Annotated in this window: 12 protein-coding genes, 1 tRNA gene and 1 pseudogene; 5 read left to right on the forward strand and 9 right to left on the reverse strand. The window is 68.2% G+C overall.

Annotated features, from left to right (window positions below):
- Positions 1-69: 69 nt before the first annotated feature.
- From OG395_RS14395 to OG395_RS14405, 4 genes are all read right to left on the reverse strand, one after another.
- Positions 70-4,212, reverse strand: coding sequence for an NPCBM/NEW2 domain-containing protein (locus OG395_RS14395; RefSeq protein ID WP_327243290.1), 4,143 nt, complete (start codon positions 4,210-4,212; stop codon positions 70-72).
- A 114-nt stretch (positions 4,213-4,326) separates the two neighbouring features.
- Positions 4,327-4,824 (reverse strand): inositol-3-phosphate synthase, encoded by a 498-nt coding sequence (locus OG395_RS58330; protein ID WP_442818557.1) that lies wholly within the window; start codon positions 4,822-4,824, stop codon positions 4,327-4,329.
- On the reverse strand, positions 4,776-5,156 hold the full coding sequence (locus tag OG395_RS58335; RefSeq protein WP_442818558.1) for an inositol-3-phosphate synthase: 381 nt from the start codon (positions 5,154-5,156) through the stop codon (positions 4,776-4,778). Before OG395_RS58335 ends, OG395_RS58330 begins: the two co-directional genes overlap by 49 nt.
- Complete coding sequence (locus OG395_RS14405) at positions 5,153-5,278, reverse strand: hypothetical protein (RefSeq protein WP_327243291.1); 126 nt, start codon at positions 5,276-5,278, stop codon at positions 5,153-5,155. Before OG395_RS14405 ends, OG395_RS58335 begins: the two co-directional genes overlap by 4 nt.
- 121 nt (positions 5,279-5,399) lie before the next feature.
- On the opposite strand from OG395_RS14405, the gene OG395_RS14410 reads away from it, so the two are divergent.
- The gene (locus OG395_RS14410; protein ID WP_327243292.1) at positions 5,400-6,686 is read left to right on the forward strand and encodes a PIN domain-containing protein; all 1,287 of its coding nucleotides are present in this window, start codon (positions 5,400-5,402) and stop codon (positions 6,684-6,686) included.
- A gap of 504 nt (positions 6,687-7,190) precedes the next feature.
- Here OG395_RS14410 and OG395_RS14415 read toward each other — a convergent pair.
- Positions 7,191-7,316 (reverse strand): hypothetical protein, encoded by a 126-nt coding sequence (locus OG395_RS14415; RefSeq protein ID WP_327243293.1) that lies wholly within the window; start codon positions 7,314-7,316, stop codon positions 7,191-7,193.
- Positions 7,317-7,520: 204 nt separating this feature from the next.
- Here OG395_RS14415 and OG395_RS14420 point away from each other — a divergent pair, with 204 nt between their 5' ends.
- Complete coding sequence (locus tag OG395_RS14420; RefSeq protein ID WP_327243294.1) at positions 7,521-9,002, forward strand: hypothetical protein; 1,482 nt, start codon at positions 7,521-7,523, stop codon at positions 9,000-9,002.
- 245 nt (positions 9,003-9,247) lie between these two features.
- Here OG395_RS14420 and OG395_RS14425 read toward each other — a convergent pair.
- Positions 9,248-9,332: transfer RNA gene (locus OG395_RS14425), tRNA-Leu, on the reverse strand.
- A 224-nt stretch (positions 9,333-9,556) separates the two neighbouring features.
- Here OG395_RS14425 and OG395_RS14430 point away from each other — a divergent pair.
- Positions 9,557-10,880, forward strand: a pseudogene (locus OG395_RS14430) (DUF2254 domain-containing protein).
- A gap of 35 nt (positions 10,881-10,915) precedes the next feature.
- Here the strand turns inward: OG395_RS14430 and OG395_RS14435 are convergent.
- The 3 genes from OG395_RS14435 to sucC form a co-directional block, all read right to left on the reverse strand.
- Positions 10,916-12,487, reverse strand: coding sequence for an aldehyde dehydrogenase family protein (locus OG395_RS14435; protein WP_327243295.1), 1,572 nt, complete (start codon positions 12,485-12,487; stop codon positions 10,916-10,918).
- A gap of 323 nt (positions 12,488-12,810) precedes the next feature.
- Positions 12,811-13,785 (reverse strand): succinate--CoA ligase subunit alpha, encoded by a 975-nt coding sequence (sucD, locus tag OG395_RS14440; RefSeq protein WP_327243296.1) that lies wholly within the window; start codon positions 13,783-13,785, stop codon positions 12,811-12,813.
- Between the two features lie 11 nt (positions 13,786-13,796).
- Positions 13,797-14,930: an ADP-forming succinate--CoA ligase subunit beta gene (gene sucC, locus OG395_RS14445; RefSeq protein WP_327243297.1), complete on the reverse strand. Its 1,134-nt coding sequence runs from the start codon at positions 14,928-14,930 to the stop codon at positions 13,797-13,799.
- 137 nt (positions 14,931-15,067) lie between these two features.
- Here sucC and frc point away from each other — a divergent pair, with 137 nt between their 5' ends.
- Both frc and OG395_RS14455 read left to right on the forward strand, forming a co-directional pair.
- On the forward strand, positions 15,068-16,297 hold the full coding sequence (gene frc, locus OG395_RS14450; RefSeq protein WP_327243298.1) for a formyl-CoA transferase: 1,230 nt from the start codon (positions 15,068-15,070) through the stop codon (positions 16,295-16,297).
- Between the two features lie 2 nt (positions 16,298-16,299).
- Entirely contained in the window at positions 16,300-18,447 is a 2,148-nt protein-coding gene (locus OG395_RS14455) for an acetate--CoA ligase family protein (RefSeq protein WP_327243299.1), read from the forward strand.
- The last annotated feature ends 28 nt before the right edge of the window (positions 18,448-18,475 follow it).

Genomic DNA, 18,475 nt, shown 5'->3' on the forward strand with positions numbered 1-18,475 from the left:
ATCCGGCTCACCGCGGCGGCATGTGGCCCACCGCGCGGGTGAGAACAGACCGGCGGACCGGCGGGTGGCTCAGTCGCAGACCACCCGGGCGTCGGCCCAGTCGGCGTGGTCGGAGCCGTTGCCGTCACCGCCGTCGTTGACCTTCAGTGTCAGGATCCTGACCCCTGTCACGTCGGCATCGACGGTGCGGGCACTGTCGGTGCCGCGGACGACAGGGGTGTCGGCGATTTGCTTGCCGTCGCCGAGCACCTGATACGCCACCGATCCACCCCCGACCTCGTCATCGACACCAACCTCAGCGTGGAAGGTGCGACAGCTGCTGCCGAGCCAGAAGGTGATCTCGCTGTTCGCGTGCACCCCAAGGCCCTTGGCGTACGTCTTCCCGCCGATGGTCAGGGTCTTTCCGTCGCCGGCGCCGTTCTCACCATTGGACTTGTCGCGCTCGACCGGGCCCCACCCGTTGGACTCGCTCAGGAACGGCAGGTCGCTGAGAGATGCAGTTCCGCTCGGGGCGGGGGGCGGCACGAACACCCGGACTTTCTTCTCCACACTCATCGGGTGGTCCAGCGGATCATTGGGGAAACGGAAATGGTAGGTGGCTACGACCGGCAGGTCGTAATACCCGGAGGCAACGTGCTCCGGCGGCGTGACGGCCCACCGGCCCTCGATGGACGAGCCGTCCTGCAAAGACGCCTTCGACACCGTTGCACCGTCGACCTTCCACCCGGAGGGCGGCGTCACGCGAAGCTCCACGTCGCTGACCGGCCCATTCGCCGACAGATTGAACGTGCCGCTCACGTCGATGGCGTGACCCGGCTGCGCATCCGTCGTCTCGGTCGGGGTCACCGTGAGGGACGTCTTCGGCCGCTGGCGGCCGTTCGCAGCCAGAGCGTGGATCGACCCGTCGTCGGTGAGGGCGATCACCCAGTCACCGCTGACGGACAGTGCCGAGGTCACCCCGCCGCCGAGGTTGTACTCGGTCAGCCGCGCGCCGGTGGCGCGGTCCAGGACGACCAGACGCCCGTCCCGGGTGCCCGCGTACACCAGGTCCTTGGTGGCCAGGGCGTGCATCGCAGGGGATCCAGGCCCCTGCTTGTCGGCGCAGCCGCTGGCCACCTTCGCCTTGTCATCCTTGGGGCTCTCCCCGGGCAGGTAGCCGGTCTTGGTCTCCCACAGCGGCTTGGACGGGTCGGCCGCCTTGGTGTCGTAGGCGAGGACGACACCGTCACGGCGCGCGATGTAGGCGATGTCGCCCCAGACAGCGGGGCTGGTCTGCGGAGCCTTGCCGTTCTCGCAGAGCCACGGGTCGTCCCAGGCGGCCTTCCACAGGACCTTACCGGTCTTGAGGTCGTGCCCGCGGGCACCGCTCGCGGTCATCGTCACCAGCTGCGGGTCCCCGCTGGCCGGATCGGTGAGGGCCGGGGAGGACATGCTGTCGATGTTGCCGCCGGTGTCCTGTGCCCACAGCTTCGTGCAGGTCGCCAGATCCATGGCGATCAGATTGTTGCTGGAACCATCGTGCAGGTAGGCGGTGTTGGAGCCGGGCTGGCGGATCGCCGTGCTGTGGAACTGGCCCCAGGAGAACGAGCCGCCGAAACCGCCGGGCAGCATCGCGCCGGTCGCGCCATCACGGCAGCGGATGTTGTACGCGTCCTGGTAGACGGCGACCGAACGGTGGTCCTCGCCCGCAAGCGCGAAGACGCTGACCGGTCCGCCCGCGCGACCGTAGCGGCGCACGGTGTCACCGTGCTGCTCCTCACGGTCGATCGACTGCCACGCGACGTGGCCGTCCTCCGCGTCGAGAGCGTAGATCCGGCCGACGCCGGTGGTCAGGTAGACCTTGCCGTCGTGCAGGGTCGGCGCAGACTCCGCGTCGCCGTCCAGGTAGGTGCGCCAGATCTCGCGGCCGGACTTGAGGTCGTAGGCGAGCATCATGCTGTACGGGGAGTCGAACGCCCGGGAGGAGACGATCACCTTGCCGTCGGCGATCACCGATCCGTTGAGGTTGAACTGCTCACCGGTGTTGGCGGCCCAGCGCAGGTCGAGCTCGCTGCCCGGATTGTCCGCGCTCGCGGAGCGTCCTGCCTCGTCGCGGCCCTGACGGGTCCAGTCCTGGCCGCTCTTGGGCTTGTGCAACTTGCTGTCGGGCACCACCGTGAAGGTGTTGGTGATGGTGTCCCACGCCTTGCCCTTGGTGTCGACGGCGGTCATCTTCGCCGTGTACGTTCCCGGGGCCAGACCCTCGATGCTGTCACTGGCCCGGGTCCAGGAAATCCGGGCGTCCGGACAGGGCTCCGGCTTGCCGCCGGGCGCCGTGTAACAGTTCTCGATGCCCGTACGGCGGTTGGCCACGCCGAACTTCAGGCGGCTGTCCTTTCGCACCGTATGACCGTGGCTGTCGCGGATGGTGAAGGACGCGTTGTCCGGGGTACGGCCGTCGTCCTCTGCGTACAGCTCGACCGGGATCTTGGCGCTGGCGGCGTGGACGCTGCCCTGTGCGGGGCTGACCAGCGCGGCATCGTCATGGACGTTGAACTCCCGGTGCGTACCCGTGACGTAGCCGGTGTCTTCGTTGCGCTTGGTGTCCGGGTCGTCGGTGATCTCCTTGAAGTCAAGGATCTTGTAGTCCGGCTGGGAGCCGTCGATGCCGTACGTGCCCTGGTTGTTGATCTCAACCGAACGGTCCCAGGCGCCACGCCGGTACTCGGCCTGCTGGTTGTGGCCCGCGGCGAACATCCGCACGTCGTACTTCGCCAGCTCGTCGATGGTCGGCTGCATGCCGGCCCCCGGACCCCACTGGGTGAACAGCGACCGGTGCGCGAAGACCAGAACCTGCTTACCCACCGCGTGGCGCTTGAGGTCCTCACGCAGCCACTCCAGCTGCGGCTTCAGACCGCTGGAGTCGTAGTTGTCCTCAAGCACGACGATGTGACGGCCGTTACGGTCGAAGCTGTACCACTCCGGGCCCATGTTGCGGCGGTAGAACTCCATACTGCCGCCATAGCCACTGGAGTTGACATCGCCGCCGAAGTCATGGTTGCCGATCACCGGGTAGAACGGCATGCCGAGTTTGCCGTCGGTCAGGCCCTTGCGCAGGCCGTCGAAATTGCGCTGCCGGCCCGACGGCGGGGTCCCGTCGATGACCGTCATGTCACCGGTGTCGATCGCCATCGACGCGCCGTCCACCTCGGACATCGCATTGACGTGGCCGGTCCACTCCGGGTCGCCGGCCGTCTCGGTGTCGGAGACCATCAACCACTTCTCGGTGGGGTTGGCGGCGTTCTTGTCCTTGACGAGGGCGAAGTCGATGTCGGTGCTCGGACCGCCCTCGGGCACCTTGTGGAAGTACTCCGGGACGTAGTCGTCGCGCAGATGGGGGGTGTAGCCGTTCGGGGAGACGATGCTGATGAGGTCGGTCTCCCGGCGGGTCGGGTCCATCTGCAGGCTGTACGAACCGTCCGCGCCGGTCGACGTCCAGCCGGCGCCGTCCGTGACGTCGACCCCGGCCATCGGAGCCTCGCCCGCGTCGCGCTTGCCGTTGCCGTTGGCGTCCTCGAAGACCGTGCCCGTGACAGTGACTGTGTCCGCGGTCGCCGCTGCCTGCTCGGCGAGCGGCGCCGCCGAGGCCACCTGGGGAGCCAGGAAGGACAGCGTCACCACGCCGACAGCGGCCAGCTTGATCCGCCCGCGGCCGGCGCGCACCCTGGCGACCAGCTGGGCGACCTGGAGTCGCCCGGTGCGGATCTGCCACACCGCGAGCAGCATCGCGGCGGCCAGCACGATGCCGAGTGCCACCGCTGCCCAGGGGAAGGTGGGAAGCGCGTGGGCACCAGATGCGTCGACGACGGGGGTCTGCGCGTTGGCGTTGACCGTGGTGCCGTCGAACTCGGCGACGACCTGGGTCAGCCCGCCCTGCTGCAGCATCGCGCTCAGGTCGAGCTTGTCGACGTGGCAGCTCCACGCGAGCTCGATCACCACACCGCCGGGGACGCCACCGCCGTCCCCGGCGACGCCGGAGCCGGTGGCAGGGCACGCCGCGCTCAGCAGGTGCGACGCCCAGGCACCTGCCTTCTGTGGTGACACCACGTCATGGTGGACGATCAGCCGCCCACTGGTGACGTTTTCCTTGGTCGATATGACGAGTTCGGCGTGCTCCGGTGACACATGCGCCGCAGCGGGCTGTGCACAGAAGCCCAGGATGAAGAAGAGCAACGCAAGGCCTAGACCTGCTGCTCTGCGAAGGAATCTCATAGGCAAGGACGCTAGCTTGACTGGACAACTTACCGATCAGGATGCGGCAACCTTCATCGAACGGTCCGCCGGAATTCACCGAAGGGCGCATGAGGTCTCCCATGGCGGCGCCCCTGCTCCACTGCCGAAGGCCCTGGAGGACACGCGATACTGCCCAGAAACGGGACCGAGCAGGGGCGCGCATCGTGCCGGGCCGGGTCGCTGCACACACGCGGGGCCCGGCGTCGTTCCGACCAGACAAGGACAACGGCCCGCCTGGGCTACCGGCGGACAGTTCGTGGAGGGCCGGCAGGCGGGGTCCGGTGGACGGCGTGAACCCGACGTAGGGGCAGCCGGCCCGGAAGGCCGCGTACCCGTACAGGGAGCTGGGGGCAGCACGGTCCGCCCCGCGTGGAGCGCCCGCTCCAGCCGCGCGAGGGACTCGTGAGCGGGATGCGGTACCGGTGGCGGTTCGGTGGAGGAGACATCGATGACCACGACGGTGTCGAGTGCATGACGTTCCCGGAAGGCTATGAGGTCGGCTGTCAGGCGGTCCGCCGCGTCGGCCTGCGGCCGGTCGTCGTCCGCTCGCACACCTGGAGCGATCTCCCCGTCGACGCTTTCAGTTCGGCGCGCAGGAGTGCGGGCAGCGCCGATGGGAGCACGCCGCCGTGGGCGAGTTCCTCGGCGCGCTTCGACAGCGGCGTGTCGAGCACGTCGTGTCCGCCGAGGACGAGCTGCGACAGCCGTGGCAGGCGGGCGTTCGGGAAGTCGGGCAGCTCGGTGACGCATCCCGCCGGGGAGGCCAGGCCGGACCTCACCGCGGCCGCTCCCGTGATCGCCGTGGTGGCGACCGAGCCGCGGGCGCCGATCAGCCACACCCCCGCCCTCGGTGTGTGAGCGGTCTGGGCTTGGGTTTCGCTCATGACTGTGCCTCGCTTCCTTCCGGCGCGCCGTCCGCGGTGAGACCGCCTCCTGCCCCGAACACGGGCAGGAAGACGTGCTGATGGCCGTAGCCGGCCTCGATGTTCGCCACATCCAGTTCCAAGCACGGTCATTGACGTGGAGTACCAGTTGTTCGCCGACGCCGCACCGTTGAAATCGCTAAGGTCACCGTCAGATGCGTCGGCACAGGGGACCCGGCGCGCGACGTAGACGGGGTGGTTGTGATGGGTGACACGACAGCCGACGGGAGCGGTCGAGGTCTCTTCGACGACTTCGGGGCCTACCGGACCGCGACGACGGCGGACTTCACCGCCGTGCTGACGGACGGCTTGGTCGCCCCCGACGCGAACGTGCTGCTGAACCTCTACCGGTACACGGAACAGGCTCGAACCGACCTTCTCGGTGCACTCGGCGCTCTCGGAGACCGCCTCTGTGTTCCGCACCAGGTCGTCGACGAGTTCTGGCGGAACAGGGAAAGCGTCATCAGCGATGCGCGATCGACAAGCAAGAGCGCCGCCCAGGAGATGAGCGGCCACGCCGGGACGGCGGTGCAGACCCTGCGCACCTGGGCCAACCGAGTGGCCTTGAGCGACGAGGACTTGGCAGATCTCCGCGACCGACTGACGGGTGTCTTCGACGAGGTGCAGAAGAAGATCAACGAGGTCGGTGAAGGTGAATGGCAGAGCATCACCCACGACACGAGCGCCGATCCGGTGATCGCCGGACTGGAGCACGCGCTGGCCGGCCGGGTCGGAACGCCCTTCAGCCCCGAGGAACGCACCAAACTCGGCGAAGTGGGCAAGGAGCGCGTCAGGAAGCGCATTCCGCCCGGTTACATGGATGCCAAGAAGGACGGCGACGGAGCGGTCGGTGACTTCTTCGTGTGGGAACAGCTCCTTCGCGCGGCATCCGAACGCGGGAGTGATGTCCTTTTCGTGACCGCGGACGCTAAGGAAGACTGGTGGCGGAAGGAGCACGGTTACAACCGGGGTCCTCGCCCAGAGCTGACCGCAGAACTCCGGAGGCGAGGCGGGGGCCGACTGTTCCTGCTGTCGCCAAAGCAGTTCCTCGAGGTAGCCGCCCCCATCCTGCAACTTAGTCTGCAAGCCGGCTCCGTCGAAGACATCGAGCGAGTGGAACGCATTGAGGCCGAGCCCTCCCAAGGCGGTTGGACCGCCGCTGCGATCGAGTCGCTCTTCAACGGCCTCTCATACGAGGGTTACGGCAATCGTGTCGACGTCATCCGCTACGCGGCCGAGATGGACGGCCGCATCGAGGCACTGTCCGTGTACGAGATCTGTGATTACGACGACGACCGCAGCCTGAGGGGCTTCACCAGACCCATCAAGCGGATCAGCGGAAATCTGGTGGAGCAGGGGGCCATCCCGGACTCCGCGGTGCCGGTTCTCACCGCCGAGTACGAGAATGGTCCGGGCCGTGCCTCCGGCTTCAAGGTTCACCCTCTCCTCGTTCCATTGATCAACGGCTTGGCGGACGATGACGAGCAGTAGGCTCCAGAGGTCCGCTCGGCAGAGATGCTGTACATGACGAGCCAACGCTCCTCGACGGCCCTCGGGCAGAGGAGCGAGGCGCGCGGCCTAGCGGTTATCCACGACGAGAGGCCGCCTGGACGACGCCCGAGCCGATCGGGGCCCGGCACAACTACAGCCCTTCCATCGTGGACTGCACGCTGCGTGGAAAAGGTCCGCAAGGCGCCCGCCCCGCCGAGGGACAGGAATCCCGGGCGGGGCGGGTTCGCGATTTTCGGCCGGCCAGCGATGTCCGGATCATTACGCGGACCAGCGCCGGGGCGTCCTGCAAGTGTACGTCCCCATGCTCGACGAGTCGTGAGTCGCGTCGAGTTGTCCCCGAGAATCAGGTCTCGGGCACGGTCATCAGGCGATGACGACGCTGGTGCCACCGAAATGCGCGACGATCTCGAGCATGCCGCCGAGCGCGGCGACACGACCCTGTGCAGAGTCGAAAGTCGGACCACGACACTCCGGTCCGTCGGGTCAGGCCAACGCCGGCTCCCAACGGTAGCCCTCAGCTGCCTCGCTGTAGGAAACCAACAGCGGTTCCAGTTCTGCACGCACCAGGTCGGCGTCGCCTGGCGGCAGGGTCAGCGATGCCCTCCGCATGCGGACGCTCCATGTGGCCGGATCAGGGAACACGGAAAGCCTCGGCACAAGGTCACGCAGAACCACCCTCCAGGGTCCAAGGCCCTCCTTGACGTCCCCAACGTCGACCTGCACATCCCCGAGGGTGCAACCCGAGAAGAGATCGACCGCGTCGCGCACCACCAGTACGCGACGTCGAAGCGCGTCTACCGGTCCTGGGCCTCGATGACCCGGCGCCTCGACCCGGCACCACACGACCGCCGCAAGCGGCTGTCGCTCAGCGAGGCCAAGAAGATCCGACGGAAGTGGAATACCCACGCCAATCAGGACACCGTGCGCAATCTGGAGGCCATCGCCCAGGATCTGGTTCTCGCTCCGGTGATGGCTTCCTACCGGCGCGGCGACTTCGCTCGGTGGCCTGGCCACATCGCGGTCGACGACACACCGGTTCCCGTCTGGGGCAAAGAGCCGGACTACCACCAGGACCGGGCCTCGCTTGAGATCACCGCCGGGATGTACGTGAAGGGAGGAACGCAGAAGAAGTCGGGGCCCAGCAGCAAAGCTGCGGCCTCCACGAACAGTGGCACCCGGCGCGGCACGACAAACAAGCCACCGCCTCGCAAGACCAAGTCGGGACAGGAGAAGAAGGCCAAGGCGCCGGAGAAGAGAGAGTTCCGCTACGCCATGATGGCCGCATTCCCGGGCCATGGGCATGGCGACCTCGCTGGCGCCTACCCGGCGGTCTGCCTCGGCATGATCCTTCACACCCCGGGCACCGAACCCGGCCCGGCCGCCCTGCGCGCCATCCAGCCGGCCTTCGAACGAGGCCTGGTCAAAGACCTGTTCTGCGCCGACCGGGGCATCACCCAGGCCAAGCCTCACAACCTGCATCTGCAGCTGCTCAAACTCGGCCTCAACGCGGTGAAGCACTACAACGACGACAAGGTCGACCGGCAGGGAGAGTTCCGCGGCATGCAGCTGGTCGGCGGCGAGTTCTACTGCCCGCTGATGCCCACCCCGCTCATCACTGCGGGCGCCACATACATCGACAGCCGCACGGACGAGGACCGCGCCCACGCACTCAACCTGATCCAGTCCCGGAAGGACTACCAGACCAAGATCAAGGAGTACGGGCCCGCAGGGGACCAGCGTCGACAGTGCCCCGCCCTCGGGTCCCACGCCACGGTCACCTGCTACCGCCGGCCCCAGCCACGCCCGTCCACCGTCGTCGACCTCGACGCCCCCACTGTCCGTACCCCGGCAGCCCTGCCCACCATCCCCAGGCCCAAGCGGGACACCCCCGTCTACCCCGACATCTGCAGGGGGAAGAGCATCACCGTCCCAGGCACCGTGCTGGCCAAGTGGCGGCAGAAATACCCCCTGTTCACCCCTCTGTGGCAGGAAGCCTGGTCCGGACTGCGCAGTCAGAACGAGGGCGGCAACGGCAACCTCAAGAAGTCCGCCCTCGACAGCATCGACAATCCCCAGCTCCGCCTGCCGCACGGGCGCGTCGCACAGACCCTGCTCAATGCCGTCATCATCTTCGTGGCGAACCTCAGAGCCATCCGCCGGTTCCTCCGCGACCAGGGCATCCAGCCCCGCAAAGCCAGCACGCAGAGCGCCGCAACCCAACCCGGTGAGCCCTCCGACCCGCCCCAGGCGCGACCGCTTCCGACCGAGCAGGTCGAGCCTCCGCCACGCGAGTGACACACCTCCGCCGCGCTCCGCCCCCTGAAAACCCCACATGCCTGCGCCACGGCTACCAGCCGTCGCACAGGCATGTCCTGTTTCCGCAGGTGAGAGGCGCAGTACCTGGACCGCCACCGCCTCACCCCCTCATCGAGCCGATCACGAGGCTCGAGGCCCCAGAAACGACGAAATACCGGTGAGTCACATGACTCGACCGGTAATTCGTGAACGCTTCGGGACGATCTCGTGAACGTCCCAGGTTGTGTCCGAGGGGGGACTTGAACCCCCACGCCCGATAAAGGGCACTAGCACCTCAAGCTAGCGCGTCTGCCATTCCGCCACCCGGACTAGGTGATCGGCCCCGGTCTCCCGCGGCGACAAAGAAAACAATACCAGGGGTTTGGGGTGCCTCTCACCTGCATATTCGGTGGTCAGTGGGGGTGGCGGGCACACGGAAGCCGTTGGCCTGGCCGTGTGTAGGATCTGTCGTCGTTCGCGCACGTGCGGTACGTCCGGCGGATCGCCGGACGGCGTCCGGCTGCCGCGAAGACGGTCGGGCTAGCTTCGCCTGCATGAGTGATCGCGGCTATCGGCGGCCCCGTGCGCTGTCCCCCTTGCGGGAGCATCTGCGCGATACGTTCTGGTTCGCTCCGACGGTGGGCCTGGTGTGCGCCTTCGCGGTGTGGTGGGGCGTCTCGACGCTGGATACGGAGATCGTTGCGCGACTCCAGGGCGAGCGGGCGTACGGCGAGGTCAGTGATCTGATCAAGTTCGCCGACGACGCCAGGACCATCGTCACCACCGTCAGCTCGGCGATGATGACGTTCATCGGTGTCGTCTTCAGCATCTCGCTGGTGGCCGTGCAGATGGCGAGCGGTCAGCTCACCCCGCGGGTGGTGCGGATCTTCTCCCGGAGCCGGATCAGCAAGCTCACTCTGACGGTGTTCCTGGCGACCTTCTCGTTCTCGTTGCTGGTTCTGACCTCGTACGAGAGTGAGACCGATCCGAAGCGGGTCACGTCCGTGCCGCTCGTGCAGAGCACGCTGACGTTGGCCATGGTCGGCCTGAGTCTGTTCCTGTTCATCGCGTATGTGAGCGCCACGCTGCGGCTCATGCAGGTGGGGCCTGTGGTCGATCGCCTCACCCGTGAATCCCTGCGGATGCTCCGGCGGATGCCTGGTGGGGAGCGGGACGGGGTGCCGCTTGCGGAGGAGAGTGCGCGCGTCCTGTACGAGGGGCGGGCGGGGGTGCTGCGGGATGTGCATGTGGCGCGGGTGGTGCGGGCTGCTCAGCGGCAGATGGTGGTCCTGCGGCTGATCCCGCGGATCGGGGACTACGTGGTGCCGGGGACGCCGGTGCTGGCCGTTCATGGTGAAGGCGCCCCGTCCCGGCGGGCCTTGCGATACGCGCTCTCGGTCGGGGTCGAGCGCACGCTGCACCAGGACCTGGCGTTCGGGCCGCGTCAGCTGTCGGACATCGCGCTGCGGGCGCTGCCCCCAGCCGTGAACGATCCGACTACCGCCGTGCAGTGTCTGGACCGGATCGTGCAGTTCCTGGCGGCGGTGGTGCGTCTGCCGCTCGGGCCGGTGCATCACCGGGACCGGGCGGGGGCGGTGCGCCTCGTGCAGGAAGGGCCGGAGTGGTCCGATCTGGTGGATCTTGCTTTCGAGGAGATCCGGTGGTGCGCGACGAATCCGGTGGTGCGCGACGAGGAGTCCGCAGGTGTCACGGCGGATGCTGGCCGGGATCGATGACCTGCTGGTGTTGGCGCCGGAGGATCGGAAAGGCGCGCTGGTCAGGCACCGTACGCTCCTGGTGAGGGCAGTGGAGCGCACGGTGCCTGACGTCACCGAGCGGGAGTTCGCGCTCGTCCCTGATCGTCAGGGGATCGGGTGAGGCACGGGGTGTTCCTGGTGGTTGGTTCCCGGTGGCTACGGCATCAGGTGGTAGTCCGGGAAGTTGCCCGGGAGCCGCTCTCCGGGCGGGCCGTCCGTCACCGCTCTGACCAGCAGTTCGCCACCCACGAAGGCGCCCCGCCAGGAGGCACCGAACCCGCCGAAGAGTTCCTCGCGGTCGCCGCGGGAGCGGGGTGTGCCGTGGCCGGTCTTGAATGCCCGGATCTGAGGGGCGAGGCGGGCGTACGTTGCCGGGTCGTCGGTCGACAAGGTGGCGACCAGAGCGCCGTTCGACGCGTTCATGGCTGCCAGGAGTTCCGCCTCCGTATCGACGAGGACGATCGTGTCGACCGGGCCGAACGGTTCCGCGTGATGGAGCGGCGACGACGGGGGCGGGTTGAGGAGGGTGACCGGGTGGAGGTACGCGCTGGTGTCCTGCCCCGGGAGGAAGTGCGCGTCGGCCGTCGATCCCCGGTGGAGCGGGACCGCGCCCCGGTCGATGGCCTCCGCGACCTGATCGGCCAGCTCCTTGGCCTTGGCTGCGTTGATCAGCGGGCCGAAGTCGAGAGTGGGGAGCGGGTCGGTGGGGCTTGCGACTGCCAGGGGGTGGCCCGTGCGGAGGGAGCGGACGGCGGGGAGGTAGGCCGACAGGAACGCGTCGAACGCGCTGCGCTGGACCACGAAGCGGGGGTACGCGGTGCAGCGCTGCTTACCGTAGTCGAAGAGCTTCGGGATGACGGCGGTCAGGGAGGGCCAGTCCGTGAAGTTCCAGATGCCCCAGGTGTTTAGGCCCTCCTGCTCGAGGATGTGCCGTTTGCCGAGGTCGGCGACTTCGGTGGCGATGCGGGCCCCGGTGTCCCGGCCGCCGACGAAGGAAACGCAGCCGATCTCGGCCGAGCGGACGAGGGGCGCGGAGAGTTCGCTGCCGCTGCCGCTGACGAGGGTGAGCGGGATGCCCTCGCGGGCGGCGAGTGCGCAGGCCAGGGTGAGGCAGGCGACGCCGCCGTCGGTGGGGGACTTGGCGATGACCGCGTTGCCGGCCAGGGCCTGGACGAGCATCGCGTGGACCAGCACGGACATGGGGTAGTTCCAGCTGGCGATGTTGGAGACCGGGCCCGGCAGCGGGGTGCGGTCGGCGAGGAGCCGGTCGATGTGGTCGACGTACCAGCGGACTCCGTCGATCGCGCGGTCCACGTCCGCCTGGGCGAGGCGCCAGGGTTTGCCGATCTCCCAGACGAGGAGGAGGGCGAGGAGTTCCCGGTGTTCGGTGAGCGCGTCGAGGGTGGCTGATACGCGGGCGCGGCGTTCCGGGAGCGGGATGTGGCGCCAGGCGCGGTGCTGATCGAGGGAGGCCCGGACCGCCTGTTGGGCGGTGGGGGCGTCCAGACGGGGCGGGCCGGCGATGGGAGTGCCGTCCACGGGGCTGGTGGCAGGGAGGGGGTGGCCGTCCTGCTGCCAGGAGGCGGCCCAGAGGTTGAGGACCCGGTCGCCCCGGAAGGCCTCGGGGGCGGTGGTGAGGCAGCGCTGCCAGGCATCGGCCCAGGCGGTGCCCGGTTTGAGGGTGAGGGGTTGGGCGGGCGTGTTGTCGGGCGTGTGGGTGGGTGCCATGAAGGTCTCCGCTCTCGGTGCACAGTCGGGGCGGGAGGTGGGATGGCTCGCTGGTGCCGGACGGTAGTGAGTGGGGGTGGGGGTGGGGGTGGGGGTGGGGGTGGGGGTGACGTTTACTCAGGGGTGAGGGACGTCACGGTCACGTGGTGAGAGGTGAGGGGTCGGGCGGACTGGGCGGGGGTCCGGGTGCGGGGGTGGTGGGGCGCCTGCGGCGGGGCTTTTCCCTACCCGCCCCTTCCCGAAACCGGGGCTCCGCCCCGGACCCGGCTGTCCTCAAGCGCCGGACGGGCTGGTTCTCGGGGCTCCCCACCGGACCCCGGTCCTCAAGCGCCGGACGGGCTGGATGTGCCGGACGGACTGGGCTTTCCGGACGGGACGGATGTGCCCGAAGGGCTGGATGTGCCCGAGAGGTTGGACTGTTCCCCCAGCTTCTCCCGCACCAACCGCGCCGTCTCCGTCGGTGTCGCACCCACCGCGACCCCCGCCGCCTCCAGTGCCTTCTGCTTCGCCTCCGCCGTGCCCGACGAGCCCGAGACGATCGCACCCGCGTGGCCCATCGTCTTGCCCTCGGGGGCCGTGAAGCCCGCGATGTAGCCGACCACCGGCTTGGTGATGTGCTGTGCGATGTGTGCCGCCGCTCGTTCCTCCGCGTCGCCACCGATCTCTCCGATGAGGACGATCAGCTCGGTGTCCGGGTCGTTCTCGAACGCGGTCAGACAGTCGATGTGCGTCGTGCCGATGACGGGGTCGCCGCCGATGCCCACCGCCGATGTGAAGCCGATGTCGCGCAGTTCGTGCATCAGCTGGTACGTGAGCGTCCCGGACTTCGAGACGAGGCCGATCCGGCCCGGTCCGGGGGCGATGTCGGCCGGGATGATGCCCGCGTCGGACTGGCCGGGGGTGATCACACCGGGACAGTTGGGGCCGATGATGCGGGTGCCACGGGTGCGGGCGTGGGCGTGGAAGGCGACGGCGTCGTGGACCGGGATGCCTTCGGTGATGACCACCGCCAGAGCGATCCCCGCGTCGACCGCTTCGATGACGGCCGCCTTGGCGAACGGTGGCGGTACGAAGACCACGGTGACGTCCGCTCCCGTGGCGTCCATTCCTTCGCGTACGGAGCCGAAGACGGGGATCCCGGCACCGTCGATGTCCACGCTCCGGCCTGCCTTGCGCGGGTTGACACCGCCTACGATCCGGGTGCCCGCCGCCAGCATCCTGCGGGTGTGCTTCATGCCCTCGGCACCGGTCATGCCCTGGACGAGGACCTTGCTCTCCTTGGTGAGATAGATGGCCATGTCACGTCTCCTTAGGCTGCGGCGGCCAGTTGGGCCGCTCGGCGCGCGGCGCCGTCCATCGTGGTGGACTGCTCGACCAGGGGGTGCGCGTGTGCGTCGAGGATCGCGCGGCCGCGGGCGGCGTTGTTGCCGTCGAGGCGGACGACGAGCGGTTTGGTCAGGCGTACGGACTGCAGCGCCTGGACGATGCCGTCGGCGACCGCGTCGCAGGAGGTGATGCCTCCGAAGACGTTGACGAAGACCGACTTCACTGCCGGGTCGGAGAGGATGACGGAGAGGCCGTCGGCCATGACGGCTGCCGAGGCGCCGCCACCGATGTCGAGGAAGTTGGCCGGGCGGGCTCCGCAGCCGGCGACGACGTCGAGGGTGGACATGACGAGTCCGGCGCCGTTGCCGATGATGCCGACCTCGCCGTCGAGTTTGACGTAGTTCAGGCCCTTGGCCGCGGCGGCCGACTCCAGTGGGCTGCCGTGGGGGTCATCGGATTCCGCACCCCAACGGGACTGGCGGAAGCGGGCGTTGTCGTCGAGGGTCACCTTGCCGTCGAGTGCGAGAATCCGTCCGTCCGTCGTCCGGACCAGCGGGTTGACCTCGACCAGCAGGGCATCCTCCCTCGTGAGGACCTGCCAGAGGCGGTGGAGTACGGGGGCGGCATCGGGTGGCAGGGCTGCCGCTGCCGCGATCTCCGCGGCCTTCTTCTCAGTGACTCCTTCCACCGGGTCGACGGGGATGCGGGCCACTGCCTCCGGCCGGGTCGCGGCAACCTCCTCGATCTCCATGCCGCCCTCCGCCGAGGCGATGGCGAGAAAGGTGCCGTTCGTTCGGTCGAGTACGTAGCTGACGTAGAACTCCTTCTCGATGTCGACGGGCTGGGCGAGCATCACCGTACGTACCCGGTGGCCCTTGATGTCCATGCCGAGGATCTGGCGGGTGGTCAGTTCGGCCGCTGCCGGGTCGGCGGCGAGCTTCACTCCGCCTGCCTTGCCGCGGCCGCCGGTCTTGACCTGGGCCTTGACGACGACGCGACCGCCGAGCCGGCCCGCTGCCGCCTTCGCCTCGGCCGCGCTGTCGATGACCTCGGCCTGCGGTACCGCTATGCCGTGTTCTGCGAAGAGTTGTCGTGCCTGGTGCTCGTACAGATCCATAGCCACTCCCGATCGTGCCGATTGTGAAAGTGCCGCACGCCCCCTGGACACCACCCACCGGATGCGGGATAACAAGCTTCATACAGTATTCGTCGACTGTATGCAATGTACCGTACCGCAGCAGAGGAGCCGTTGGCATGACCAAAGCTCTTGAGGGCGTGCGCGTCCTCGACATGACGCACGTACAGTCCGGCCCCTCCGCCACCCAACTGCTCGCCTGGCTCGGCGCGGACGTGGTGAAGCTCGAAGCGCCGAGCGGCGACATCACCCGAAAACAGCTGCGCGATCTGCCGGATGTCGACTCCCTCTACTTCACGATGCTCAACTGCAACAAGCGGAGCATCACGCTCAACACCAAGAGCGAGCGCGGCAAGGAGATCCTCACCGAACTGATCCGCCGCAGCGATGTGATGGTGGAGAACTTCGGCCCGGGCGCCGTAGACCGGATGGGGTTCACCTGGGAGCGGATCCAGGAGATCAATCCGCGGATCGTGTACGCCTCCATCAAGGGCTTCGGCGAGGGTCCGTACACCAACTTCAAGGCGTACGAGGTGGTCGCCCAGGCCATGGGCGGCTCGATGTCCACCACCGGCTTCGAGGACGGTCCGCCGCTCGCCACCGGTGCGCAGATCGGCGACTCCGGAACCGGCATCCACGCGGTCGCGGGCATTCTGGCCGCGCTGTTCCAGCGCGAGAACACCGGGCGGGGACAGCGCGTCAACGTCGCCATGCAGCATGCGGTGCTCAACCTCTGCCGGGTGAAGCTCCGTGACCAACAGCGGCTGACGCACGGGCCATTGGCCGAATACCCGAACGAGGACTTCGGCGACGAGGTGCCGCGCAGCGGCAATGCGAGCGGCGGTGGGCAGCCCGGATGGGCGGTGAAGTGCGCGCCCGGTGGGCCCAACGACTATGTGTACGTCATTGTGCAGCCGGTCGGCTGGCAGCCGCTCGCCTCGCTCATCGGACGGCCGGAGCTGGTGGACGACCCCGAGTGGGCGACGCCCGAGGCCCGGCTGCCCAAGCTCGACAAGATGTTCCAACTCATCGAGGAGTGGTCCTCGACGCTCCCCAAGTGGGAAGTGCTGGAACGGCTGAACGCACACAACATCCCGTGCGGGCCGATTCTCTCCACCCAGGAGATCATCGAGGACGAGTCCCTGGTCGCCAACGAGATGGTCGTCCAGGTGGAGCACCCGGAGCGCGGCACGTTCACCACCGTCGGCTCCCCGCTGAAGCTCTCCGACTCCCCGGTGGATGTGGTCACGTCGCCGCTGCTCGGTGAGCACAACGAAGAGGTGTACGTCGGTGAGCTGGGCCTCGGCGACGAGGAGCTGCGGCTGCTGAAGACGAACGGAGTCATCTGAGCATGGTCGAATCACAGGACCGGGAGACCGTACGGGCGTTGCTCGACTCGGTACGGGCCGCCGGACGCAATGCGCTCACCGCTCCCGAGGGCAAGATCGTCGCCGATGCGTACGGGATCGCCGTGCCGGGCGAGGAGTCGGCGCAGGACGTCGAGGAGGCGGTGGCCGTCGCGGACCGGCTCGGCGGACCGGTCGTACTGAAGATCGTCTCCCCCGATGTGCTGCACAAGACGGATGCGGGTGGTGTCGTCGTCGGGGTGGAGGGCGCCTCGGCGGTCCGGGCCGCGTTCTGCCGGATCATCGAGAACGTGCGGGCGTACGCGCCGGACGCGCGGATCGACGGTGTCCAGGTGCAGCAGCTGGTGCCACCCGGCCAGGAGGTCATCGTCGGCGCGGTCACCGACCCGACGTTCGGGAAGGTCGTCGCCTTCGGGCTCGGTGGCGTGCTGGTGGAGGTGCTGAAGGACATCACCTTCCGTCTCGCTCCGGTCAGTGCGGACGAGGCGCAGTCGATGCTCGACTCGATCGGCGCCGCGGAGATCCTGCGCGGGGTGCGGGGTGCGCCGCCGGTGGACCGGTGGGCACTGGCCGAACAGATCCGGCGGGTCTCCCAACTGGTCACGGATTTCCCGGAGATCGCGGAGGTCGACCTCAATCCGGTCATCGCCGCTCCGGAAGGTGCGGTCGCGGCGGACATCCGGATCCTGCTGTCGACGGAGGTGGTGGCGCCGCGGCGTACGTACCCGCGTGAAGAGATCCTCGCGTCGATGCGCCGGCTGATGGAGCCGCGCTCGGTCGCCGTGATCGGCGCCTCCAACGAGCAGGGCAAGATCGGCAATTCGGTGATGCGCAACCTCGTCGACGGCGGATTCTCCGGGGAGATCCATCCGGTGAACCCCCGGGCCGATGACATTCTGGGCCGCAAGGCGTACAAGAGTGTCACCGACGTTCCCGGTGAGGTGGATGTGGCGGTCTTCGCGATCCCCGCCACGTTCGTGGCATCGGCGCTGGAAGAGGTGGGGCGCAAGGGGATTCCCAATGCGGTGCTCATCCCTTCCGGATTCGCCGAGACCGGTGAACAGGCTTTGCAGGACGAGATCGTGGCGATCGGCGAGCGGTACGGCGTACGTCTGCTCGGGCCGAACATCTACGGCTACTACTCGACGTGGCAGGACCTCTGCGCCACCTTCTGCACCCCGTACGACGTGAAGGGCGGGGTGGCGCTGACGTCGCAGTCCGGCGGTATCGGCATGGCCATCCTCGGCTTCGCCCGTTCCACGAAGACCGGTGTGTCGGCGATCGTCGGGCTCGGCAACAAGTCAGACATCGACGAGGACGACCTGCTGACCTGGTTCGGCGAGGACCCCAACACCGACTGCATCGCGATGCACTTGGAGGATCTCAAGGACGGGCGCGCGTTCGTCGAGGCGGCGCGGGCGACCGTACCGAAGAAGCCGATCGTGGTACTGAAGGCCGGCCGTACCAGCGCCGGTGCGAAGGCGGCGGGATCGCACACCGGTGCGCTGGCGGGCGACGACGCCGTGTACGACGACATCCTGCGCCAGGCGGGGGTGATCAGGGCCCCGGGGCTGAACGACATGCTGGAGTACGCGCGGGCGCTGCCCGTGCTGCCGACGCCGAAGGGCGACAACGTCGTCATCATCACGGGCGCCGGCGGTTCGGGTGTGCTGCTGTCGGACGCGATCGTCGACAACGGGCTCTCCTTCATGGAGATTCCGCCGGATCTGGACGCGGCGTTCAAGGCGTTCATTCCGCCGTTCGGTGCGGCGGGCAACCCGATCGACATCACGGGCGGTGAGCCGCCGTCGACGTACGAGGCAACGATCAGGCTCGGTCTGGAGGATCCGCGGATCCACTCGCTGGTCCTCGGCTACTGGCACACGATCGTCACTCCCCCGATGGTCTTCGCGGAGCTGACGGCCCGGGTGGTCGCAGAATTCCGCGAGCGCGGGATCGAGAAGCCCGTGGTGGCGTCATTGGCAGGCGACACCGAGGTGGAGGAGGCGTGCCAGTACCTCTTCGAGCACGGCGTCGTCGCGTACCCGTACACGACGGAGAAGCCGGTGGCCGTACTGGGCGCCAAGTACCGATGGGCCCGTGCGGCAGGGCTGTTGGACGGTGATCGATGACCTGAGAGCGACGGCTCGAACCACGGGG

The organism is Streptomyces sp. NBC_01320 (assembly GCF_035974375.1).
GTDB classification, from domain to species: domain Bacteria; phylum Actinomycetota; class Actinomycetes; order Streptomycetales; family Streptomycetaceae; genus Streptomyces; species Streptomyces yanii.